Annotated in this window: 17 protein-coding genes; 12 read left to right on the forward strand and 5 right to left on the reverse strand. The window is 44.1% G+C overall.

Going from position 1 to position 22,225, the window contains the following annotated elements; translation table 11 throughout:
* The first annotated feature begins 569 nt into the window (after window positions 1-569).
* Window positions 570-1,403, forward strand: coding sequence for a 16S rRNA (adenine(1518)-N(6)/adenine(1519)-N(6))-dimethyltransferase RsmA (gene rsmA / locus A3EU_RS0110960; RefSeq protein ID WP_020536208.1), 834 nt, complete (start codon window positions 570-572; stop codon window positions 1,401-1,403).
* Window positions 1,404-1,497: 94 nt separating this feature from the next.
* Here the strand turns inward: rsmA and A3EU_RS0110965 are convergent, their stop codons facing one another.
* Window positions 1,498-2,235, reverse strand: coding sequence for a nitroreductase family protein (locus A3EU_RS0110965; protein ID WP_020536209.1), 738 nt, complete (start codon window positions 2,233-2,235; stop codon window positions 1,498-1,500).
* Window positions 2,236-2,300: 65 nt separating this feature from the next.
* On the opposite strand from A3EU_RS0110965, the gene A3EU_RS30075 reads away from it, so the two are divergent.
* Window positions 2,301-3,047, forward strand: coding sequence for a class I SAM-dependent methyltransferase (locus tag A3EU_RS30075; RefSeq protein WP_020536210.1), 747 nt, complete (start codon window positions 2,301-2,303; stop codon window positions 3,045-3,047).
* Window positions 3,048-3,068: 21 nt separating this feature from the next.
* On the opposite strand, the gene A3EU_RS0110975 is transcribed toward A3EU_RS30075, so the two are convergent.
* On the reverse strand, window positions 3,069-4,022 hold the full coding sequence (locus A3EU_RS0110975; RefSeq protein WP_020536211.1) for a carbon-nitrogen hydrolase family protein: 954 nt from the start codon (window positions 4,020-4,022) through the stop codon (window positions 3,069-3,071).
* Between the two features lie 38 nt (window positions 4,023-4,060).
* Window positions 4,061-6,037: an OmpA family protein gene (locus A3EU_RS0110980; RefSeq protein ID WP_020536212.1), complete on the reverse strand. Its 1,977-nt coding sequence runs from the start codon at window positions 6,035-6,037 to the stop codon at window positions 4,061-4,063.
* Window positions 6,038-6,367: 330 nt separating this feature from the next.
* On the opposite strand from A3EU_RS0110980, the gene A3EU_RS0110985 reads away from it, so the two are divergent.
* The 5 genes from A3EU_RS0110985 (at window position 6,368) to A3EU_RS0111005 (ending at window position 11,711) form a co-directional block, all read left to right on the forward strand.
* A complete protein-coding gene (locus A3EU_RS0110985) occupies window positions 6,368-6,979 on the forward strand; it encodes a hypothetical protein (protein WP_020536213.1) in 612 nt (203 codons plus the stop codon).
* A 319-nt stretch (window positions 6,980-7,298) separates the two neighbouring features.
* Entirely contained in the window at window positions 7,299-8,288 is a 990-nt protein-coding gene (locus tag A3EU_RS0110990; RefSeq protein WP_020536214.1) for a hypothetical protein, read from the forward strand.
* A gap of 373 nt (window positions 8,289-8,661) precedes the next feature.
* Entirely contained in the window at window positions 8,662-9,288 is a 627-nt protein-coding gene (locus A3EU_RS0110995) for a hypothetical protein (protein WP_020536215.1), read from the forward strand.
* Window positions 9,289-9,448: 160 nt separating this feature from the next.
* Window positions 9,449-10,180 (forward strand): phosphatase PAP2 family protein, encoded by a 732-nt coding sequence (locus A3EU_RS30080; protein ID WP_052331296.1) that lies wholly within the window; start codon window positions 9,449-9,451, stop codon window positions 10,178-10,180.
* A gap of 136 nt (window positions 10,181-10,316) precedes the next feature.
* Window positions 10,317-11,711, forward strand: a complete 1,395-nt coding sequence (locus A3EU_RS0111005) for an APC family permease (protein WP_020536217.1) — start codon at window positions 10,317-10,319, stop codon at window positions 11,709-11,711.
* 62 nt (window positions 11,712-11,773) lie between these two features.
* Here the strand turns inward: A3EU_RS0111005 and pbpC are convergent, their stop codons facing one another.
* Window positions 11,774-14,131, reverse strand: coding sequence for a penicillin-binding protein 1C (gene pbpC / locus A3EU_RS30085; protein WP_156825729.1), 2,358 nt, complete (start codon window positions 14,129-14,131; stop codon window positions 11,774-11,776).
* 105 nt (window positions 14,132-14,236) lie between these two features.
* On the opposite strand from pbpC, the gene A3EU_RS0111015 reads away from it, so the two are divergent.
* Both A3EU_RS0111015 and A3EU_RS30090 read left to right on the forward strand, forming a co-directional pair.
* Entirely contained in the window at window positions 14,237-14,791 is a 555-nt protein-coding gene (locus A3EU_RS0111015) for an RNA recognition motif domain-containing protein (RefSeq protein ID WP_020536219.1), read from the forward strand.
* Window positions 14,792-15,051: 260 nt separating this feature from the next.
* The gene (locus tag A3EU_RS30090) at window positions 15,052-18,189 is read left to right on the forward strand and encodes a DUF4961 domain-containing protein (RefSeq protein ID WP_020536220.1); all 3,138 of its coding nucleotides are present in this window, start codon (window positions 15,052-15,054) and stop codon (window positions 18,187-18,189) included.
* Window positions 18,190-18,366: 177 nt separating this feature from the next.
* Here A3EU_RS30090 and A3EU_RS34230 read toward each other — a convergent pair whose 3' ends face one another.
* Window positions 18,367-18,510: a hypothetical protein gene (locus A3EU_RS34230; protein WP_156825730.1), complete on the reverse strand. Its 144-nt coding sequence runs from the start codon at window positions 18,508-18,510 to the stop codon at window positions 18,367-18,369.
* A 264-nt stretch (window positions 18,511-18,774) separates the two neighbouring features.
* Here A3EU_RS34230 and A3EU_RS0111030 point away from each other — a divergent pair, with 264 nt between their 5' ends.
* The 3 genes from A3EU_RS0111030 to A3EU_RS0111040 all read left to right on the forward strand — a co-directional run bounded on the left by A3EU_RS0111030 (window position 18,775) and on the right by A3EU_RS0111040 (window position 22,223).
* Window positions 18,775-19,740 carry a PorP/SprF family type IX secretion system membrane protein gene (locus tag A3EU_RS0111030; RefSeq protein ID WP_020536222.1) on the forward strand — a complete coding sequence of 322 codons (966 nt, stop codon included), beginning with the start codon at window positions 18,775-18,777 and terminating at the stop codon, window positions 19,738-19,740.
* 242 nt (window positions 19,741-19,982) lie between these two features.
* Complete coding sequence (porK, locus tag A3EU_RS0111035) at window positions 19,983-21,224, forward strand: T9SS ring complex lipoprotein PorK/GldK (protein ID WP_020536223.1); 1,242 nt, start codon at window positions 19,983-19,985, stop codon at window positions 21,222-21,224.
* Window positions 21,225-21,617: 393 nt separating this feature from the next.
* Window positions 21,618-22,223, forward strand: a complete 606-nt coding sequence (locus A3EU_RS0111040) for a GldL-related protein (protein ID WP_020536224.1) — start codon at window positions 21,618-21,620, stop codon at window positions 22,221-22,223.
* Window positions 22,224-22,225: the final 2 nt, after the last annotated feature.

Raw genomic sequence — 22,225 nt, forward strand, 5'->3', positions numbered from 1 at the left:
TCGCAGAGCCGGGGGTGGGTGGCCGCTCGGGCGGAGATGGGTAGCCTTACGTGTGTTGCGTGTTCTATTCGTCCCTGACGGCTTATAGTGTTTGCATTAGAAGGACTGGCATTGAGTATTTACCGTTAAAAAAATAGGCAGCTTGGACATTGACTGCGAAGCTTGCGCGGAAGTTGAGCCCTAGGTATATTTCCCAAGGTTTGAGAAAACAGGAAAGGAATCGTTTCCACCTCCTTTGTTTAGGGTAGTCAGGCGAACGGCTCCGCAAGCGATGGGAACGCACTGCCTATTTTTAGGTAAATGGTCATAGCCTTGATTTTTGGTTCTTTTTATCAAGAAAAAGGACGGCATCACAATCAAGCCACTAGGAGGTAAATCAAAACGGAGTAAAAGGTCTACCGCTGGGGTAAAATATTTTACTAAATTTGAAGAGTTGTACTCCCCGTCCAGTCATCCACTCGGGCGGAGGTGTCACAAAGTGACAGAGGTGGGGTGTGCTCGCTCGCCCCTGTGCTCTCCGCACCTGTTGGTCGTTGGGCGGAAGTTGCACTTCCGCCGCCATACAACCAATGAACAATAAAAGCTTACCTTTGCCCATTCATTTTAATTCCTTTCCAGTGCGCGCAAAGAAATCCTACGGCCAGCATTTTCTTACCAATGAGCAGTATGCCCAGCAAATTGCTGACGGCTTACAACTCACCGACCAGTACAATCAAGTATTAGAGATTGGCCCCGGCCAAGGCATGCTGACCAAGTATTTGCTTGAAAAAGACTATGAGCTCAAAGTCGTAGAAGCCGATCCAGATATGGTGGCTTACCTACAAGCGCACTACCCAAAATTGCCTGCCAGTAACATTATTTCCGCCAACTTCCTGCGCCTAAACCTGGAGGAAATCTTCACCAGGCCCTTTGCAATTATCGGCAACTATCCTTACAATATCTCTTCCCAAATTCTCATCAAAACCATTGAGTACCGTGACCAAGTGCCCGAAATGGTTGGCATGTTTCAAAAGGAAGTAGCCGACCGTGTAGTCGCCGGACCGGGGAGCAAAACCTACGGTATTATTGGCGTTCTTGTTCAGGCTTTTTTTCATACAGAGTATATGCTTTCAGTGGGTAGAGGAAACTTCAATCCTCCTCCGAAAGTAAAATCAGCAGTGATTCGTTTAGTCCGACGAGAGGATCCCCTTGTTAGCAATGAGCTTTGGTCAGCCTTTCGGCAAACGGTAAAATTATCTTTCGGCCAACGCCGTAAAATGTTACGCAATTCGCTAAAAGGCGTTCTGTCTTCCGAGGAAATTCAAAACGAACGCTACCAACTTCGCCCCGAACAAATTAGCGTAGAAACGTTCGTAGAAATCGCCGAAAAGGTCCTCCAACAAAGAAAAGCCACAAAAGAGTAATAGATCTTACTTCTTTGAATGATTGATAAACTTGTCAACGTTATTTAGGGAAGCTCAACCATCAACCATCAACCATCTAACCATCTAACCACCCCTACACTTCCTTCACCACCTCCTCAATAGGAAACCGATAACGATCGCTATACACGCCTCCTTCTTCCGCAGGCCCGGTAGCAATCACCATATTGATCTCCGCTTTGCGAGGTAGCTTTAATAATCGTTTTAGGCGTTTTTCATCAAACCCCTCCATAGGGCAGGTAGCGTAGCCTTCCGCCTGCATACTGAGCATGAAGGTCTGAGCAGCTAGCGCCGCACTTTTGTGGGTAATGATTCTGGAATTGGCACTGCCACTCCATCGTACCATTGGGCCTTGCCAGCTCTTGAATTGAACGATCAGCGTACGTACAAGCGTCATGAAACCGAAAGGATCATTCATGTACAGCAGTGGAATATTGCGCTTGTAGTACTCTATCGCGCGGCGGTCCCTTTTCGTGAGTGGGTCAGAAAAACTTTTGTGCATGTGTTCTAAAACCCGTTGGCTGTTTTCTCTCCATTTATCACCTCTGCATACAACAACTACCAGTTCGTGCGCAGTACGGGCTGCACCCTGGTTCATACACAAGCGGGCGACTTCAGCTTTGGTGGCTGCTGTTTTGATCCTGTAAAATTCCCAAGTTTGTAAGTTACTGCTGTTAGGGGCCAGTACCGCACGGGCCAAACTCCGAGCAACAGCATCGGAATCGAAGGAAGCATCTTCTTTATATTTCCTTACAGCCCTGCGGGCAGTTACAATTTTGTCAAATACTTCGGCAGCCTGGTTCATGATCAACATTTATTTTTCCAGGACTAAAGGTAAACTTCATGCTCTGGGGATAATATTTTTTTTAGCTTTAGTTTATGAATAAAAAGGGTTACACAAAATTTTGGAAGGAAATCGGTCAAACCGATCCTTACTTTGGCGTGCTTACTCATCCGGAATACCGAAGCGATCAATTTGATGCCAATGCCAAAGAAGCTTTTTTCGCATCAGGGAGGCTTAGCGTGGAACGTGTTTTTAGAAAAATGAAAAAAGTTTGGCCAAGAAAAGATATTAGACCTTCTAATGTTTTGGATTTTGGTTGCGGAACTGGCCGGCTTAGTTTAGCCCTTAGCTCCTATGGTGACCAGGTCACCGGAGTTGATGTCTCCGAAGCAATGCTGACTGAGGCAGAAAAGAATAAGCGTGAACAAAATATTTCCAATGTTACTTTTGTGAACATCCCAGATTGCCCTCCTTTTCTTAAAGAGAAATACGATTTTATCTATTCCGAAATCGTTTTTCAGCATATTCCTACAGATAAGGGAATGCTAACACTGGATCATTTGCTGGACCATCTTCTCCCAGGGGGGAGTGCCTTCTTGCAGCTAACCTATAATAACCTTAGTACNCCCAAAGAAAAGAGTATCCAAAGATTAATATTTACGTTTCCTCGCTTAGGACGATTATTGACCGGCTCTAATGATTATTTTTTCCCAATGTTTGATTACGATCTTAATAAAGTATTTACTCTTTTTCAGAAGCATGACATTCACCAAGTGCATCAAAATTTTGGCAGCTCGGGCAATCACCAATTTGTTAGACTTTACCTCAATAGGAGGCCGTAGATTTGGCAACTTTAGAGGTGCTTATTCCTTAAAAGATACCGTACTTTGCCGCTCCCGATTCACATGCAGTTGCGTAACATCGGGCCGCGAGTAATGCCCTGCCGGATCAAAGTTTTGTCGTTCTTCCCGTACTTTTGCGTGATCAATCGTGGCAATCCGCAAGCATTCTTCCTTGGTGACAGGTTCCAAAAGCCAGCTTCCGTCAGGATTAGCAATACAAGAGCCTCCATCAGCCATCCAGGAAGGAGCCTTTTCCTTGAGAAGATCAGCATGCGGTATTCCTTGTGGAATGTCACTTGCCCGCATCAATCCACTTACAGAAATAACATAAGAGCGCCCCTCACGGGCTAGAAACCTAGTTAGGATTTCCGTATTACGCACACTTCCAGGCCAGATGGCAACATGCAAGTCTTCGCCTAAACCGTACAAGGCTGCTCGCGGAAGCGGCATCCAATTCTCCCAGCAGTTGAGGCCTCCAAGCGTGAATTTCTCTAAAGGAAAAGTCCGCAAGCCATGTCCATCTCCGGGCGACCAGCTCAAGCGTTCTTCGTAAGTAGGTTGTAGTTTGCGGTGTACATTCGCAATTTCACCCTTAGGGGTAATGTAGACCAACGAACAGTATACACTATGCCCTCCTCGGTCAGTGGGCCGTTCTACCACACCTAGTATTAGTGCCATTTGGTAGGCACGGGCAGCTTGGCAAAAAGCATCGAGGTCACCTCGCTCGATTTGAATAGCTTCCTCCAGGTAGTGGGCGTGCATTTCCTTTTGGAAAGAGGAATTGAATCGGGCGCCATCGGTAAAGTCCAGCCAGAAAGGATAGCCTGGTAATAAGGTCTCTCCAAAAATTAATAACTGACAACCTTGCTCTCCGGCCTGTTGCACATAAGTTAGCATTTTATCAATGGTAGCCTGCCGCTGTAGCCATACCGGTGCTATTTGAGCGAAACCTACTTTTAGTTGATCTTCTTTCATCACGCTTCAAATTTTAATTCAACCATCAACCATCTTACCTATTCATTCAGGGTGATCTTAATATCAACCCGCCGGTTAAAGGCTCGTGTCCGGTCATTTACAATAGTCCCTTTACCTTCGATGTGAATATCGTCTACCTCAATGCCTCTGCTGAGTAAAAAAACCGCCACTTTTTTAGCGCGTTGCTCAGAGAGTGCCAGGTTGTAGGACTGTTCTCCGATATCATCAGAGTATCCAACAATTTCTACTGTTTTTACCTGTTTGCTTTTAAGGTTTTCTACCAGTGCCTCCATGCTTTCGAGTTCACCCTGGCTTAAGTCTGCACTGTCAAAGCCAAAGAGGATATGGTGCTCCAGCGTAATGTTCTTAGGAATACTTCTAGGCGTGACGTCTTGAGGTTGTGATTCTGCTTCCAATTCGGCAAGAAAACTAAACTTGGGTTGTAGAAACAGATGGAGGTTGAAAAAAGAACGATTTTCCCAGGGAGGAATGAAGAACTGATTATGATAAGGGCGGTATTCTTCTGCCATAATTTGAAAATCAAGGGTTTCTTCTGCCCCTGCACAAAGAAAAAAACGCCCTTCAGCATCTGTTTCAATAGGGCTACGCCGACCGTTAATAGTTACCGTCGCTTGCACAGGGGTAAGTAAGACAGAGTCTTTTACAATACCTTCGACAAAAGTAATGGGCTCTCCGTACAGTTGTTCTGAAAGTTCAAAACGGTAAACATCCATTCCGCCGATTCCTCCCGGCCTGTTACTGGCAAAGAAACCTGTTTTGCCACTCGCCGATAGATAAAAACCCAGTTCCCGATGAGGACCGTTTACAGGAGGCCCAAGGTTAATAGGAACGCTCCACCGCTTCTGGCGTTCGTCCCACCAACTCATGAAAATATCCTGCTCTCCAAGCCCCAAATGACCAGTACTTGAAAAATAGAGGGTTTTACCATCGTTAGAAATAAAAGGAGCTTCTTCATCTCCTGGTGTATTCAGTGGTACGCCCAGGTTGACCGGTAAGCTCCAGTTGCCATTGGCCAGCTTTTCGGTCATGTAAATATCGGTGCCGCCTACTCCTCCAGGCCGGTTGCTGGCAAAAAAGAGTTTACTCCCATCGCAACTCACCGCCGCTTGCGATTCCCAGTACACCGAATTGATAGGCGCCCCCAGTGGCGTGATGGCCTGTATTTCTGCACCCTCGATGAGCGCTTCCCATATATCACATGGGCCAGCAACGCTATCACGCTTACAGGCCGTGAAAAAGAGTTGTCGCCCATTGCGAACCAAGGTGCTCATCCCTTCAGGCTGCTCTGTATTAAAATCTTTGATACGTTCACCATTGCGCCAGGTTCCATTGCGTAGCTGGCTATAATAGAGATCCTCGTCACCATCTGCCCGTTGTCGGGTGTAGTAAAGCTGTTGTTGATCATTGGTAAGAAAAGGAAAGTAGTCGTCAAAGCTACTATTAATGCCTTTGCCAAGATTTTGAATCTCAGTGATATTGATAAACTTTACGGAGTCAATCGTCATCTGACAAGCACGAATATTGTTATTCAGTCGATCACTAATAACGAGTTCATCCGCTAGTTCTTCAACACCATGAAGGCCAAATTCCTCAACAGGGATACTTTGTAGCTGCTTAAAGGTTTTAAAATAACGGAGGGCCAGTTCCGGTTCTCCCATCTTGTAATAGGTATCTCCCAGTTCGAAATAAATCATCCGTGAAAACATACTATCCGATTTGAGTACTTGAATGTATTCATTTGCAGCTTCGGGGTATTGTCCTAATAAAACGTGGCATTGGCCTATCATTCGGTGAGCGACGGTTAGCGTTTCTTGTTCTCGGAGCGCTTTCCGGAAATGTCGGATAGCTGTGGCGAAGTCCTTACCCAATAAAGCTGATTGGCCATCCTGGAAATGAGCGGCAGCCATGCTTCCCGAAGTGGGTTCGTAGCCTTGGCTGTAGAGTAGGGGAGTACAGGAGAAGAAGCAAAATAGAAGAATAAGATAATAGTTCATGGGGGTACCTTAGATTACAGACGGTAAAAATAAGATTTATACGCCTTGGGTGTACGGCTTAATTATGATACGGTAATTCCCAATATCTTTTGGTTTTATCAAAAGTGGGGGAATTTTCATTGGGTGGAGCCTCCTTCTTGCAAGTGAAATTCGTTTATTGTTAATCTATATTGATTAATAATGGCGATATTTATTTGTCTTAGGTTAAAAAAGCATTAGTTTCTGTTAAGATACTGGTAGAAACCAGATCCATTTCACTGTACTTTTGTTATAAATAATCAACTTAGTGTTAAAAGCACACGATTGATGTTTAGACCAAATGACAATAACATGAACAATCCAAATATTTTAAAACACAAGCTAGTAGCCTTTTTATTTGTGCTAGCCAGCCTGCCGCTTATACTGGCAGCCAATCATTTACCTGATTTCCTAATTATCAATGCTGGCCTGGGCAAGCAGTTCGGGCTTAAGATAGAAGGCCTGGATCACGCTCAAGCTGATTTTTCTGTGAAATCTACGAAAGGCGAAGTTTTGCTCCGCCAGAAAATTTCCGGGACAGATTACCAAGGCTTGTACAGTCTGGAACAATTAAGAGAGGGTGACTATGTTTTCATTTTGAAAATGAATTCTAGTGAAATCCGCCAACCTGTTAAGTTAACCAAGCGCGCAATTCAATATCAACTAAGCCAACGGCAGGTGATTTTTTATCCGGAAGTCACGCTAAAAGGGAGACAATTGGATGTCAATTATAGAAATCCAGGGAAAGACGATTTTACAATTAATCTATTAACGTCAAGCGGGGATCTTCTTTATGAGGAAACAATAAATGGCCTGGAAGACATTGAAAAACGGATGAATCTTTTGCAAGTGCCACGTGGAGAATACGTACTGAAAATACTAACATCTTCAGCAGAATGGACAGAAGTGCTGAAGTTGCACTAAGATATTTATTTCGACTTTAAGCTTTTTACAAGGCGCAACAGGACACTGTTGCGTCTTTTTTTATTCAAGGGTATGCAAAAAAAATCTAGGGCTCTTTGCATCGCAAAGAGCCCTGAGACAAAAAGTGCATTAGTAAACTTTCGTTGCAAAAATAGTTATTAATTGCAAAAACCGTTAAACAAATTAGATTTTTTGGCAGCGATGCATTATTAATTATATTCAAAAAAGCGATTTTGTTTAACAAGGTGTCGGTGATAAGTCGCTTTTTTATTCAACCTATTGGGCTGATTTACTGTTGTTAAGCGTAAATAACGCTGTGATGAAAAGATCATTTTATTTGCTAGGGATAGCTGCACTTTATGCTATGGTTTTCTCTTGTGAAGCCCCGCCAGCAGGCAATGCAGAAACGGTAAATACTGCTGCAGCTAGCCTAACTCCTTTACCTTTAACCTCTTCTGCTTTTGAAAAATCCAGTGTTACATTAGATAAATATTGGTACCAAGGCAAAGGAGAGTTGAATGTTTATGAGCTAGAACAAAACCGTTACCAGGGAATCCATCCAGGTGAAGCACTACTTATTTTCGTGACAGAAGACTTTCTGACTGACAAGCAAGTAAAAAACGATAGTTACAAGAATCCTAATTCAACGGCTATTCTGAAGATGAATGGTATCACTCGCTTTACCACAGGGCTTTACGATTATTCCATTATGACTTCGGTGTTTACTCCCGTAAAGTCCCAAGATTTTTCACGGACACTCAAAGTTACTCAGTCTGCCCAAGACTGGTGTGGTCAGGTTTTTAGTCAGATTAATTTGCAAAATGAACAATACCAATATAAGTTGTTTTCCTATTTTGAATCTGAAGGGGATGAGCAAAAAGAAGCCGCTGCAAATTTTCTAGAAGATGAGGTGATGAATAGGATAAGAATGGACTATAGCAGCTTGCCTGTGGGGGATGACTTGAAGGTTATTCCAGGACTTACCTTTCTCCGGTTACGGCACCAGTCATACCAGGCCTACACCGCGAATGCAAGTTTGACAGATTACGCAGGAACTGAATTTTCAGGAGAAGCACTTAAAGTTTATACTGTTGAGTATCCAGAGTTTAAAAGAACGCTGAATATCGTATTTTCTTCAGTTGCACCTTATTATATAGAGGGGTGGATAGATGAATATCCTAGTGCATTTGATGGTAAGCTGAGAGCCACAAAAGCAACGCGTAAAAAAACAATCCAAGATGACTATTGGTCAAAAAACAGGTCTACAGCGGCTAACGCTTCACTAAGAAATGAATTAGGCTGGGATTGAAATTCAAATTGACTGGAAAAATAAATAAATGGTTAGGCCGGGAGTATTTTTTGACTAAAATGTTGATTGTCATATTGATAATAACTAAGAATAGTTAGTTGCTGATTTAGGAGGTAGGTACTTATAGAATTATGTTTTTTCCTTCTGAATTGAGGTAGATTTAATTTTTAAAGCGTATTTTGCCGAAAATCGCATTTTGTGCAAAATGTTTCGTGCCTGAAATGCGTTTTTCTATGACAGTTTTAATGTATTTAAAGATGGCATCCCTTTTGTTTTACATCCCCTGAAGTCCCTTGAAGAATAGCATTTTGTTTTAGGAGAAAAGTGCTAAGTGGTTGTTTTACAGAGGGTTGCGGTAAACTAACACACACAAATGGCTAATTTAAAACTTGGCAGCAGCGACATCAAACAGTTGCTTGCCAATTTCGCGTCGCGTCAGCGCCAGCTGCAATTCGAACTTGATCATACCAGAAATATGATCAAAAAATTAAAATCTACTTTACCTGCGATTGAACAAATAGAAGCAGAACAAGCTGCTTTGTTAGCTGAGGTTGAAGCAGAATTAGAAGTGGTAAATACTCCTGCACCAGTTGCGAAATCCGGAACAAAACGCCGTGGCCGCCCTGCAAGGGGGAAGACTAAAGAAGCACCAGTAAAACCTACCCCGAAAGCAGGAGGAAAGAAAACAAAGAAAGAAAGATCCTCTGGCTATCGCCTGTCAGAATACGATGAACTCGTTTTCAAAGCACTACGTGAGACGGGCCACGCAATGATAAATACCCAAATCGTAGCATTTATTGAAGCAGATAAAGCTGCTCAAGGAGAGAATCCTGGTACGGATGAGGTACAGAAAATGGTGGTGAGAAGTTTACAAAAACTGGCCAATCGCCGCGATGATATAAAGAAAACACCCTATGAAGGACGCGGCATAGCTTATGCACTTCCTGAGTGGCTTAACGGAAAAGGTGTTATAAAAAAGAAGCACGCCCACAAAGAATAATATTTGTTTTTCAGGGTTTTTAGGAACAGCACGAAAACACACTTTATTTTCTGCGAACTCCCTTAATAGACTTTTTTGGCGGGATTCTGTTTCGCTAAAAAAGTCTATTGATTTTACAGCTTATTTGGCTAGTTGTATTCACCTATATATTTTCAATATTATGCGATTATTTTTCTTTTTGACGGTGTTTGTTTTTCTGGCCTCTTTCGTAAGTTCTAATGCCCAACAAACCTTCCCTTATCAATTAAGCAACCAGGTAGATTTCCCTCTTTTAGGAGCGGGAATTTTGACAACGGGTGTTGCCATTTACCTTGATCGCAGGGTTGAGCCCCTGTTAGAAGAACAAATTGGAATTTTAGAAATTGATAGGATATTGGGTTTTGATCGTTATTCTATTCGGCATTATTCTAATGCAGGTCACCAGTTGAGTAATGTAACGGCACTAAGCTCCATTGCTTTTCCTTTTGCTTTATTGCTGGATAAAGAGAACCGTGAACACAGTGGAGAGTTACTTCTTATTACCTTAGAAGGGGCACTAATCAACGCCGGCTTAATAAACCTAACCAAGACGATTGTTCGCCGACCAAGACCCTTTGTTTATAACGGATCTGCTCCGCTGGAATTAAAATTAAAACAAGAGGCTCGGTATTCTTTTTTTTCAGGGCATACAGCCGTTTCTTCTTATTTTACTTTTGCAGGAGCCCAAATGTATAATGATATTTACCCTGATAGCCGGTACAAGTCTACTGTTTGGGTTACCGCTGCCGTTTTACCGCTAATAACGGGCTATGGAAGAATGCGGGCAGGAAAACATTTTCCTTCTGATGTATTAGTCGGTTACGGTGTTGGTGCTTTGTTGGGGGTTTTAGTCCCACGCCTTCATCGGTTGTAAAAGTACCATCCCTGTTATACTTTCGTTAATCTAGTTTAGTGTTCTTGGTCAATGTCCAATAACCTGTAGATTTACGCAGTTATATTGTGGCGTCTAAAGTAAAGCGGTAATAAATTGATCCGCTGAATGATCTATTATGCCTCTTAACCAAACAAAAATAGGCTGGGCAACTGCCGCTGCGATTGTCGTGGCCAATATGGTCGGTACCGGAGTGTTTACTACACTTGGGTTTCAGTTGGCTGGTTTGGAGGATATGGGCGCCATCCTTTTACTTTGGGTTATCGGAGGAGTTGTTGCACTGGCAGGAGCATTTACCTACGCAGAAATAGCTACGCGCTTACCTAAATCGGGAGGAGAATACCACTTCCTTTCCCGTATTTATCATCCCTTTCTTGGTTATTTGTCTGGCTGGGTAAGTATCACTGTTGGTTTTGCAGCAGCGATTGCATTGGCGGCAATGGCTATAGGTAGCTATGTGGCAAAATTTCTAGGCTGGCCTGGTTCTTCGGTGGCTATGTTATCCATTCTTTTTGTTGCGCTGGTTCATTCATTTGATATCAAGCAAAGTAGCAGATTTCAAAATATTCTTACGGGAATGAAAGTCTTACTGGTGCTGGTCCTCATTGCCAGTGGTTTTTTGTTGCCAGCCGCCGGAGGTAGTCCATTTAGTACTGTCGAAGGATTTTCCTTTTCTTGGTCATCAATGATAGAACCGATTTATGCAGTCTCATTGGTGTATGTTATTTATGCTTTTTCAGGCTGGAATGCTGCAGCTTATCTAACGGATGAAATCAAAAATCCCAAAAAAAATCTACCAAAAGCCTTGCTGGGAGGGACACTATTGGTCAGTTTACTTTTTATTCTCTTGCAGGTGGCTTTCCTTCGACAAGCCCCGCCAAGTTTATTGGCTGGCAAGGTCGAAGTTGGACAGGTTGTTGCAGAATTAATGTATGGGAAGACGGGAGGACGTATTGTTAGTTTTCTCATTGCAGGCTTGTTGATCGCCGGAATTAGCGCCATGATTTGGGTCGGTTCACGCGTAACCCGTGCGATGGCTGGTGATTACCAGATGTGGAAGTTTTTTGCCCGTGATAATGAAACAGGAGTACCCGTGCGTGCAATTTGGTTGCAGGCAGGAATCTCCGTTTTCCTTGTAACCACCAGTTCCTTTGAGCAAGTCTTGCTTTACAGTGGTTTCGTTCTTCAATTGTTCACCATCCTTACGGTGGTAGGGTTATTTATTTTGAGGCGGCGCAAAATAGGGGAGGCCAACTGCTGGCGAGGTCCTCTTTATCCTTGGGTACAAATTATCTTCTTGTTTTTTAATGTTATCGTGCTGTTGTTCCTGTTAATTGATAAGCCCTTTGAAAGCCTGTTGGGGATGCTCAATCTAGCTGCTGGAGCCCTTTCTTTTGCCTGGGAAAAATGGCGGTATAAACCGGCAAGTGCAGTACCTGAATCTTCAGAAACTAAGAAGTCAACAACAGCAGATAAGTACCCCAAGGCATCGTCTAAAAAGGTGAATACTTAAAAGTGTTATTGTGTTGTAATGACACGCTTTAAAAACAGTTGCTTTAGGCTGCCATGTCTCTATTATTCTTCAATGATTATTTTCCTGGTTAAACGTTGTCCGTCTTGGTCAACGAGGGATAGCTGATGTGTTCCCGGCGACGGCTGCAACTCTAAAGTATGCAATTGCCGAGTGGTAGCTATATATTGCCCGTCAAGATGCCAGTGGATAATGGCATCTGATTGACGATGTGCTACTGAAAAAATGACTGCTTCAGCTTCTCCTTGCCAATTTCGAGGAATATTTATTCTGGTGGTCTGCGTAGGGTAAATCCACTGCATTCGTGGCGTATCCTCAGAGGTCGGGCGGCAATTATTCCTCCAGGGAGGGAGCGGCATATACGCCGGGTGATGTTGGCGATAGTAGTACGCTTGTAAGGAAGGTAGCACAAACCAAGCCGTTGGATGGGAGGTTTCAGTCTGCTTCAGGCATTGCTGATTTACCCTCAGTTTATCTTGATCCAGATGAATGAGTTCGTGTAGATTACAGAGCTGCCCCCCGCTAAGCCTTACAGGCATTAAGACACTGTCGGCGGGACAGTAAGCTCTAGCCAACATACCACTTTGATGACAAACCACGGCAGGCGTCAGGTCGTTAAATGGTGTTTCAAACCACCCATTTGAAGATCGCGGAAGTAATTGACGAGCAGCAAATAATAAAGGAGCTGCCGCCTGAACTCCCACTAAGCCAGGCCGTCCCTCCCCATCGGCATTGCCGACCCATACACCGATGGTGTAGTCGGGGTCAAGGCCTACGGCCCAAGCGTCCCGGAAACCAAAACTAGTACCTGTTTTCCAGGCCATCTGGTTGCTGGAACTGAAGGCCTCCCAATCTCCTTCGCTATCAGGTCGTTCCAAGTTTTCAAGGGCTTGAATAGTAGCCCAAGCCGCACCAGCGCCTATCTGACCGGGGGCATTTTGTAGTGAAGGAGCAGGAGCAGTTTGTTGGCGGGCCAGGTAATCAGGCAGGCGCCAGTCTTCGGGGTCGTATTGCCCCTGATAAGCCTGCTGGTGGAGGAGCAGTCTTCCCAAGCTACTGTACCAAGCTGTTGCTTGCCATAGGCTTACTTCACAACCACCAAGAATCAGTGATAAGCCATAGTGGTCAGGTGCTTGGGTAATATGGTCAAATTGCCACGCTTGGAGCGCATTATGAAAAGGAGCTACACCGTAGTTTTTCAATAAATGCACAAACGGAATATTAAGTGAACGTGCCAGTGCCCGATTTGCAGGGACGGCTCCTGCGTAGGATTCGTGGAAATTCTCTGGCCGGAAACCACCGAATACGGAAGGAATATCCGGTAAAAGCTCCTGAGGAAGAATAACGCCCTGTTGGACTGCTAAACTGTAAAGCAGTGGTTTGAGCAAACTTCCGGGGCTGCGCGGTGCTTGAATCAAATCAACCTGTGGACTATGTTCTTTAGAAAGCGTAGATATGTTTCCTAAATAAGCAATTACTTGACCGCTTTCAGTATTCATAATAAGCACCGCCAAATTGTGGATGCCATTGCCTGCTAGCCGTTGCTGCTGTTGTTGAGCTAACCGAATGAGCCTTTGTTGTAAGCGGCCATCGATACTAACGACCCAGCGGCCAGGGCCATTTGTAGCTCTGATGTGTTGCAGTAAATGAGGAGCCAATGAAGGGAGTGGCAAAGGTGCACCAGGAAGCGGTTCACTAATGGCTAATTCATAAGACTGTTGATCGAGCTCCCCTAGTGCTACTAAATTGGCCAAGAGTCTATTTCTCTTTTGAGTCAATGCTTCGCGGTTACGACCAGGATGAATAAGGGCTGGGCTGTTAGGTAGTACTGCTAGTGTGGCAGCTTCGGCCCAGCTAAGTAAGGTAGCGGCTTTGCCGTAATAACGCCAACTAGCAGCTTCTATGCCTACAACATTGCCTCCAAAAGGAGCATTGTCTGCCCAATATTGTAAAATGTCTTTTTTTGAATAAGCAACCTCTAACCTTACAGCTAGTAGTATTTCCAGAATTTTGTGACCAATGGTTCTTGGAGGATTACCTTTGGACAAGCGTATCACCTGCATGCTAATGGTGCTCGCACCACTGACAATACGGCCAGAACGAATGTTTTGACGACTAGCCCGTATCAGTGCCCGGAAATCTACACCTGGATGTTGCCAGAAGCGTCGATCTTCAAACACCCGTAGGCAAACTTGGAACTTTATAGGTAAACTGTCAACGGAAGGAAATCGCCATTGGCCATCACTGGCAATCTGTGCGCTAAGAAGGTTTCCCTGAGAATCTTCAATGACTGTCGCTAAAGGGAGATTGAATAAAGGGCGAGGTAACGCAAATACCCACCAGAGGAAGAATAACACCAGCAAAACAGATATCCCTCTAAAAAAAACAGTCTTTTTTCTCATGATAATTGGCACTTGCCCTAATTAAAGTGCTAAAAACGGTATAAATATCTGACAATTAGAAAAAAAGTGGCGCGGTGTTTAAATAAAGCTTACCTTTGCTGAGAATTGGAAATCGAAAACCCTGCAAGTGGGTTTGTTGGAATTTTATCTGCCCATCTTTTTGAGCCTATTTCTTTCCTCACTCAACTTCTTGGTCTTTCGTTTTTCTGGATTGAGCCAGATGAACTGGTTATTCAGTCCATTGCTTTTTACTTTTTTAATATTTTGTTGATGAATATTTTTGTTGCTAAATTAAATTACGCGACTACCGATGACGGGTTGCGTGAAGCTTTCGAAGCTTTCGGCGAGGTTACTTCTGCCAAAGTTATTATGGACCGTGAAACCGGTCGTTCTCGTGGATTCGGCTTTGTCGAAATGGCAAATGACGATGAAGCGCGTAATGCTATTCAGGATCTTGACCAATCTGAACTTGATGGCCGTGAAATCGCGGTTAAAGAATCTGAACCACGCGAGAAGCGCGGTGGCGGTGGCTACGGTCGCGGCGGCGGTGGTGGTGGCTACAACCGCGGTGGCGGTGGTGGCGGTTACAACCGTGGTGGTGGCGGTGGTGGTTACAGCCGCGGTGGCGGTGGTGGCTACGGCGGCGGCGATCGCTACTAGTCCTTTAATTAGGATTTAGAATAACATAACGCACGAATGCTTCGGTATTCGTGCGTTTTTTTTTGCCTCTAAGTCATACTTTTGAAAGGGCTCCTTCCTTTTCTGGTAAATTTTTGATTAATTTTGAGTGCTTGGCCTTATCTTGTGGGTTCTTATCTATCCTATTATTACGACTTTATACTTACCGCCAATTGTTGATGATATACATTGACAACCGGTTGTTTATGCTATTCCTTTATTCAAAAAGTGCAATAATTTAAATGATGAAAAAAATCAAAAATTCTCCATTGGTGAAAACTGCTATGTTAATACGTTGCGTATTACCTCTATTCTTGGCATTGTTATTCAACACTGAACTCGACGCACAACTCATCACTGCTGAGCCTGCTTTTCCCACAGCTAATGACGCAGTAACGATTACTTTCGACGCTACCGAAGGTACAGCTGGCTTAGCAGATTGTAATTGTGATGTGTACATTCATACGGGAGTCATTACTTCTGAAAGTACCGGGCCTTCTGACTGGAAATATGTACAGACAAACTGGGGGGAAGCTAATGCTGACTGGCAGTTGGCAGAAGTACCTGGAGATGACAATAAATATACTTTCACGATCACTCCTTCCCTAAAGGACTACTATGGTGTGCCTGATGGCGAAGAGATTGAGCAAATAGCAATGGTTTTTCGTAATGGCGATGGCAGCCTGGAAGGAAAAGCCACTGGCGGTGCAGATATTTACTATGATGTGTTTGAAGACAATATTGCGTTGTCGATCAGCCTCAACGCACCCTTAGAAGATAATATAGCTGTAGCCTTGGGAGAGTTTATCACCATTAGTGGTGTCGCTTCAGGAGAAGCAACTCTCTCTATTTTAGAGGACGGAGAGCTAGTAATAGAAGAAGCTGATGTAACAGAACTTACGTATGAGCTGCGCGCGCTGGAAGAAGGGGAGCATGAAGTTACCTTCAGAGCTGATGACGGTACAAATACACTTACCCAAAGTTTTACCTACACTGCAACTTATCGGGTAGATATTACTGCGCCAGCTAACCCAGTAGTCATCACTTTTCCCGGAGCAGTGATTCCGGTAAACGCCACTTCGTATATTGAATCAGATCTGCAAATCTTGGTTAATGGCACCCCGGTGCAAACAGTGACCAATGCTGCGACAATCGGTACGACGATCAATGTTAGTGGTAGTGGAACCCAGGAGGTGGTTGTTGAAGCAACTTACAACGGACTAGTAGCGAGCTCAAGTTTTGTGTTCGTCATTCCCGGAGATATTGAACAAGAAGACCCTCCACTAGACCTTCCTCATGGTATTAATTACTTGGGAGATGGCAGTTACCTGTTGCAATTGTATGCCCCAAATAAAGATGTCGTATTTGTGATTGGAGACTTTAATGATTGGCAAGCTTCTGTAGCGTATCAGATGAAGCAAAGCCTGGACGGTAATTTATGGTGGTTGCAAATTGATAACCTGACAGAAGGAGAGGACTATGCCTTTCAGTACCTCGTAAATGGAAGCATTAAAATTGCTGATCCTTATAGTCCTATTGTTTTAGACCCTTGGAACGATCCTTTTATCCCTGCTTCGACTTTTCCTGACCTGCCAGTTTACCCTACGGGGAAAACAACCGGAATTACCAGTGTATTACAGCCTGGTGCACCGGAATACGATTGGATGACGGAAACGTTTATGGCACCTGCCAAAGAAGACCTTGTTGTTTACGAACTTTTGCTACGTGACTTTTTGGCTAACCACGATTATATTACCCTGTTGGATACCCTTGATTACCTTACTAATTTGGGGGTGAATGCGATTGAATTGATGCCGATCAACGAATTTGAAGGAAATATTAGCTGGGGTTATAATCCGAGCTTCCACATGGCATTAGACAAATATTATGGGACGGCCAATCAACTGAAAGCTTTTATTGATGAATGCCATAACCGAGGTGTTGCTGTAATTTTAGACGTTGTTTATAATCACGCTTTCAGCCAGAGCCCCTTGGCGCAACTCTACTGGGACCCTGTCGCCTTTAAGCCTACGCTGGAAAACCCCTGGCTCAACCCTGATGCTCGTCACCCTTTTAATGTAGGGTATGACTTTAACCATGAGAGTGATGCTACCACTTATTTTGTGGATCGGGTGATGGAATACTGGATAGAAGAATTCCGGGTAGATGGTTTCCGTTATGATTTGTCGAAAGGCTTTACGCAAACGTTTAATTCAGACGTTGGTGCCTGGGGCAACTACGATGCTTCGCGGATTGAAATTATTAAACATTACGCAGATGTAGTGTGGGGAGTAGATGATGATTTCTATGTAATTCTTGAGCATTTTGCAGCTAATAATGAAGAAATAGAACTTACTACTTACGGGAATGGTATGCTTTCCTGGAGTGGTGGCGGGCTTCATAACCAGTACCTGGAAGCAGCGCTAGGGTTTCCATCTGATTTGAGTGGTGCTTTTTATTCTTCTCGTGGATGGACGACACCTGCCTTGGTTGCCTACATGGAAAGCCATGATGAGGAGCGGATGATGTACAAAAATAGCCAGTTTGGCAATTCCAGCGGAAGTTATAATGTGCGTAATACTGTGACGGGTTTGCGCCGTTGCGAACTGGCGAGTACATTCTTCTATACCGTTCCGGGGCCTAAAATGCTCTGGCAATTTGGTGAACTAGGGTATGGTTTTAGTATCAATTACTGTCAGAACGGTACCATAAACGATGGTTGTCGGGTAGATCCGAAGCCCATTCGCTGGGATTATTTTGAAAGCCCCAATCGCCAACGCCTTTACAATGTTACCAAAGCATTGATTGAATTGAAAACAGATTATCCGGTATTCCGGACGACCGATTTTACGAGTAGCCTGAACGGTATGGCGAAGAAAATCCACTTGAATTCTGCCGATATGGATGTAGCTGTTTTGGGCAACTTTGCCGTTGAGCCACAGGCGATATCTAACCCGTTTCAACAGCAAGGATGGTGGTATGAGTATTTTAGCGGAGACAGTATTCTGGTAGAAGACCTGAGCCAATCGCTCGACTTTGTAGCTGGAGAATACCGCCTGTATACCTCCGTTCGTTTGGACGAACCTCCAGGTGGTTTTATCACAAATAACCGGGAAGTAACAACTTCTAGTTACCAGTTACAGGTATTTCCTAATCCTGCCAAAGATCAGGTAGCTATTGATTTTCAGCTGCCAGTTGCCTCGGATGTACAGGTACAGATACTTGACCTTAATGGACAGGTGTTGAGTACTTTAGCCGAAGAGCGAGTGCCTGCGGGACCTTACCGTATTGGTGCCAGTTTGCAGTTGCCCAGCGGCGTTTATTTGGTGCAACTACGAGCTAATGGCTTGTTGCAAACGCAGCGTTTGGTGGTGCAGTAATTTATAGTCCTCCAAGGCAGGATTTGTTGATTTTGAAGCTTTACTAAACATAAGTCACCCCGAATTTTGATTGTCATCAAAATCCGTGCTGACCAACCGCAAAACTTATCGTTAAAAACGAAACCCCGTGATTTCACTAATAGAAATCATGGGGTTTCGTACAAAAAGTCAGATAAATCATTCGTCAGGTAGCACATTGTTTAGTGCGGAGCGCAGCGCGCGGAGCCCGACGGGCGGTGAGCCCGTAACAGGCAGGGATAGCAGCGGTACCGCAGGTAAAAGCGTATAGCCCAGCCCCGAGCTTGCGATGGGGGGCTGCATAAAGAAACTTATTGGTAGGAAAAAAATGAGGTAGAACCATCTTCTGGCTCTATTGTTTAGTCTATGATAAAGGATAACTTTCCATAAGCGGACTTTCTGGATGATTTGTTTTGGGATCGCGGCATTGCTGGAGGCGTATGCTGTTACCCATGATTTGACTTTTATTGACTAGGCCGTGACGTTTACCGCCTTTGTTTTAGTTAACTTCCTTGACGGAATCGACAATTTATTCTATTTTACTGCTGCTCTTAAAAAATGAACCCTATGAAGTACTTTCTCTCTTTTATCATTCTTTGTACTGCACTGTTAGGGTTGCAGGCGCAGCAGCCTGCGCAATACAGTACTTATATGCTGGACCCGATGCGTATCAACCCTGCTTATGCTGGATTGGACTATGCGCTTAGCCTAACGGGGACCTACCGGCAGCAATGGGCGGGATTGGAAGGAGCACCTACCGGGCAGCGACTGAGTGCGCACTTGCCACTGTACTTTTTGCGCGGTGGTTTTGGTTTGCAGGTGGAGAATGATGAAATAGGAGCCCACCGGTTGAGTCGTGCGCAGGTAGCGTACAACTACCAGATGGAACTGGGCAGTGGTGTACTTTCCTTGGGTGTTGGAGGTGGTTTTCAGCAATTTACGCTGCGCGGGGGAGAGTTAATTACGCCTGATGGCACGTATGGAGAGCCAGGGAATGTTTCTCATAATGACGATTTGCTAAGTTTAGCGACCGAGTCGGGATCAACTATCCAATTTTCTACGGGTGTTTATTACCAAAGTGAACGTTTGGAAGTGGGGTTGTCCGCTGAGAATATCAATGCAGGGAGCGTTCAATTGGATCAATTCAACTATAATTTAGCAAGAACTTACAATGCTTTTGTCATGACCCGTTTTGAAGTGGGAAGGAGTTTTGAACTACGTCCTTCGATGTGGTTCAGGTCGGATGCAATAGAAAATCAATTAGATGTTTCGCTTTTAGCGGTATACAATAGCAATATTTTTGGAGGGGCCTCGTTAAGAGGATACAACAGTAGCACGCAGGATGCTGTAGTGGTTATGGGAGGTTTTCAATTATCTCCTTCGTTGCAGTTGGTTTATGCGTATGATGTTGCACTTTCCCCTTTACAAACGGTACATAGCGGCTCTCATGAGATCGTAATTAAGTACCGGATAAATAAGACTTTTGGCGAAGGGAAACCACCACGGATTATATATCATCCACGGGCCAAATGATAAGAAATACCGGATAAGTATTTCTCCTTACTGCAGATTTAGCAGTACCAATGTTTCATTCTACTCAATAAATTAAAATCTACTCGTACTAAATGTCAGGCAGCTGGCGTTATGCATGGGTTGATGTGTTAAACTCTGCCATGGCAGTGTAAATTCTTTTGATAAATAAGCCAAACGGTCTATATTTACGTTCGCTTTTGAAAATCGGTTAAAAAAATCTGAAGGAAAACTCGGGTATAAACATGAAGAACTTATCCAAAGTCGCACTACTTCTCCTAGTGCTTGTCCTGGTGTCTTGTGGGCGCCGCGAAAATGGAGAAATCACTGGCGTGTTGGAGCGCCCCACCTGGAAAGGCATTAATCCATTCGGTATGGTTTACGTACCATCGGGTACTTTACATATCGGTCCTAGTGATCAGGATGTAGCCAACACCTACGTGCAGCGCCAGAAGGCGATTTCTATTTCTGGTTTCTATATGGACGAAACAGAAATCACCAATAATGAGTACCGCCAGTTTGTATACTGGGTACGTGACTCATTGGCACACGCTTATCTTGACCACTACATCACTGATGATGATGGCAATGAGAGCATCGATTGGGAATACGAAATTGACTGGGAAGATGAAATCCTGGAAGATTTGTACTACCAAGGTGATGATCGCTTTGCTGGTCGCCGTGAGATAGACGTGAGCAAGTTTGTTTACGAATACCAATGGTATGATTGGCAGGAAGCTGCTCGTGATCGTGGACAATCTCCTCGTAACGCATTCATTAAGAGTAAAAAAGTAAATGTCTATCCCGATACCTTGGTATGGGTGCGTGACTTTGCTTACTCTTACAATGAGCCAATGGCACGTAACTACTTTTGGCACCCTGCTTATGATGATTATCCTGTAGTAGGGGTAGATTGGCACATGGCTAACGCTTTTGCTTACTACCGTACGCTGCTTTGGAATAATTACCAGCAAACTCGTGGTGATGGTGTTAATACGGAAGATTTCCGTTTGCCAACAGAGCACGAATGGGAATATGCAGCACGTGGTGGCCGCGAAAATGCGCCTTACCCTTGGGGTGGCCCTTATATCCGCAATGCCAAAGGCTGTTTGCTAGCTAACTTCAAGCCTGGTCGTGGTAACTATCCAGAGGATGGTGGCCAATACACGGTAAAGGCTGATGCTTACTACCCTAACGATTATGGTCTGTACAATATGTCAGGTAACGTAGCGGAGTGGACAAGTTCTGCTTACTACGACAACGCCTACTCTTTCCAGCATGATCTGAACCCTGATATTCGCTATGATGCTAAGGACGATGATCCAGAATCATGGAAGCGTAAGGTTATCCGTGGTGGATCATGGAAAGATATTTCCTACTTCCTACAGACGGGTACTCGTCACTGGGAATACCAGGATACCACTAAGAGCTACGTCGGTTTCCGTAACGCCCTAACCTTCTTAGGTCGTTCACTCAACGATTTTTAAGACTAGATTTTCATAGGTGAAAAAGGATGCTACTCAAGAAGTAGTATCCTTTTTCGCTTTTGTATACCGACAACTAAGTCGTTTGAGCCTTGCCCAAACACTTCAGTCGGGATATACCGATCAAAGTAGTTTGGGCAAAAGTCCACCATTTTAAGATCGGCATATATGTTTTTATTTCCTACAACTTATTGATGGTCAGTGTATTTTGAGGCAATTAACAGTTGAGAGCATTTTTTTTAGAAAAAAGTGTTCCCTGATCTGTTACTTTTTCTGTGCCCTGCATTATACAGTTGTGTGAAAGCTTTTCAACGCTTAGTCCTCGCCTTTAAAAGAAAGGAGGGGCCACTCAAGAGAGACAATCAAATTAACTAACTCGGTAAAATTGTTACGAGAATGAGTTTCTTAAAAACAAAAAGTTTTAAGTACGTAAAGAATCTGATTATTGGTGTAGGTGCAGCCTTCGTACTTGCAGGAGCACTTTTCAAAATTGAAAGCTGGCCTTTCGCTTCTGAGATGTTGATTCTCGGTATGGGTATTGAGGCCTTCATTTTTGCTTTTCTAGGTATTATCGGACCAGAACCCGATTACTACTGGGACAAACTGTACCCTGGTCTTGCTGATTACAATACGCCTATCCAGCCTTTGACTGCTGGTGGTGCTGTTGATACGACTCCTGGCCTGAACGGCGAAGTAGTTGAGCAGCAGTTGGGTGGTATGTTGACAGAATTGCAAGGTATGTCACGCAGCCTGGGTAGCCTAAAAGCACTACAGGAAGCAGATTTCTCTGGCGTATCTGATCAGGTGAAGTCTATGACCAACTTCTACGGTAAACTGAACGAAGCTATGGCTGACTTGGCTGATTCTGTAGAAGACACCAAGCAGTACAAGGCACAATTGACAGAACTGAACAAGAACATAGCTTCTTTGAACAATTCTTATGCTTCTTTAGGCAACGTATATGGCAACATCATTGGTGCTATGTCTAACGTAGGTAAGTAATT

Origin of the sequence: Lewinella cohaerens DSM 23179 (genome assembly GCF_000379805.1) — a bacterium.
GTDB lineage: Bacteria > Bacteroidota > Bacteroidia > Chitinophagales > Saprospiraceae > Lewinella > Lewinella cohaerens.

What these genes read in the sequence shown, in the direction of transcription:
- A3EU_RS0111040 (WP_020536224.1), top strand. Translation starts at nt 21,618, where the DNA reads ATGAGTTTCTTAAAAACAAAAAGTTTTAAGTACGTAAAGAATCTGATT.
- A3EU_RS0111005 (WP_020536217.1), top strand. Translation starts at nt 10,317, where the DNA reads ATGCCTCTTAACCAAACAAAAATAGGCTGGGCAACTGCCGCTGCGATT.
- A3EU_RS0110990 (WP_020536214.1), top strand. Translation starts at nt 7,299, where the DNA reads ATGAAAAGATCATTTTATTTGCTAGGGATAGCTGCACTTTATGCTATG.
- A3EU_RS0110995 (WP_020536215.1), top strand. Translation starts at nt 8,662, where the DNA reads ATGGCTAATTTAAAACTTGGCAGCAGCGACATCAAACAGTTGCTTGCC.
- A3EU_RS0110965 (WP_020536209.1), bottom strand. Translation starts at nt 2,235, where the DNA reads ATGTTGATCATGAACCAGGCTGCCGAAGTATTTGACAAAATTGTAACT.
- A3EU_RS0110980 (WP_020536212.1), bottom strand. Translation starts at nt 6,037, where the DNA reads ATGAACTATTATCTTATTCTTCTATTTTGCTTCTTCTCCTGTACTCCC.
- rsmA (WP_020536208.1), top strand. Translation starts at nt 570, where the DNA reads ATGAACAATAAAAGCTTACCTTTGCCCATTCATTTTAATTCCTTTCCA.
- porK (WP_020536223.1), top strand. Translation starts at nt 19,983, where the DNA reads ATGAAGAACTTATCCAAAGTCGCACTACTTCTCCTAGTGCTTGTCCTG.
- A3EU_RS34230 (WP_156825730.1), bottom strand. Translation starts at nt 18,510, where the DNA reads ATGCAGCCCCCCATCGCAAGCTCGGGGCTGGGCTATACGCTTTTACCT.
- pbpC (WP_156825729.1), bottom strand. Translation starts at nt 14,131, where the DNA reads ATGAGAAAAAAGACTGTTTTTTTTAGAGGGATATCTGTTTTGCTGGTG.
- A3EU_RS0111030 (WP_020536222.1), top strand. Translation starts at nt 18,775, where the DNA reads ATGAAGTACTTTCTCTCTTTTATCATTCTTTGTACTGCACTGTTAGGG.
- A3EU_RS30090 (WP_020536220.1), top strand. Translation starts at nt 15,052, where the DNA reads ATGATGAAAAAAATCAAAAATTCTCCATTGGTGAAAACTGCTATGTTA.
- A3EU_RS0110985 (WP_020536213.1), top strand. Translation starts at nt 6,368, where the DNA reads ATGAACAATCCAAATATTTTAAAACACAAGCTAGTAGCCTTTTTATTT.
- A3EU_RS30080 (WP_052331296.1), top strand. Translation starts at nt 9,449, where the DNA reads ATGCGATTATTTTTCTTTTTGACGGTGTTTGTTTTTCTGGCCTCTTTC.
- A3EU_RS0110975 (WP_020536211.1), bottom strand. Translation starts at nt 4,022, where the DNA reads ATGAAAGAAGATCAACTAAAAGTAGGTTTCGCTCAAATAGCACCGGTA.